Source organism: Vibrio sp. 1401 (assembly GCF_033340295.1).
On the sequence record NZ_JAWOWF010000361.1, the window covers coordinates 1 to 705 of the forward strand.

General features: G+C 49.9%; 1 protein-coding gene and 1 pseudogene. Both read right to left on the reverse strand.

The window, feature by feature from the left end:
• On the reverse strand, positions 1–529 hold a 529-nt coding region (gene moeB, locus R7Z77_RS25640), incomplete at its 3' end, for a molybdopterin-synthase adenylyltransferase MoeB (RefSeq protein WP_318137087.1).
• Positions 530–538: 9 nt separating this feature from the next.
• Positions 539–705: pseudogene (locus R7Z77_RS25645) on the reverse strand (molybdopterin molybdotransferase); the annotation flags it as partial.

Sequence of the window (705 nt, forward strand, 5' to 3'; positions counted from 1 at the left end):
AGCACTGGTAACAAGGTTGAGTTGGATCGTCGTACGTAAACACGCTCACTTGACCTTCCATACGAATTGCCGCACCAGAGATAAGCGGGGTTTTCGTTGCAAAGCAGAGGCGGTTCAGTTGGTTACGAGTGTCGACGTTATCAGACGCATCAACTACCACAGTGTGTTGTTCAATCAAAGCTTGAAGTTGAGCATCATCGAGACGTTTGGCAACGGTGTTTACCTCGACGTGAGGGTTAAGTTCTCGTAGCGCATCGGCGGCAGAATCCACCTTTTTGCGGCCGATATCTGTGTCGTGGTGTAATACTTGGCGCTGCAAATTAGAGAGCTCTACAATGTCGTCATCGATGAGCGTAATACGGCCGACACCTGCTGTGGCGAGGTATTGGCTAGAAGCACAGCCTAAACCGCCCGCACCCAAAATAAGCACGGAGCTTTGTTTGAGCGCTTCTTGCCCTTCGAAATCGAACTGGCGAAGAATGATCTGGCGGTTATAGCGCAGCATCTCCTGATCGGAAAGAATATCCACAGCACGTCCCTAGTATAACGTTGAGTTAAACAGTTGGATTTGAACCGTTTCGCCAACTTCCACGCGGCCACGCTCACGTTCCAACACCACAAAGCAGTTTGCCAAACTCATTGAGCGGAAGGCACCAGAACTTTGGTTGCCAGTGGTTTCAACGACAAATTTGCCATCTTCTAGCG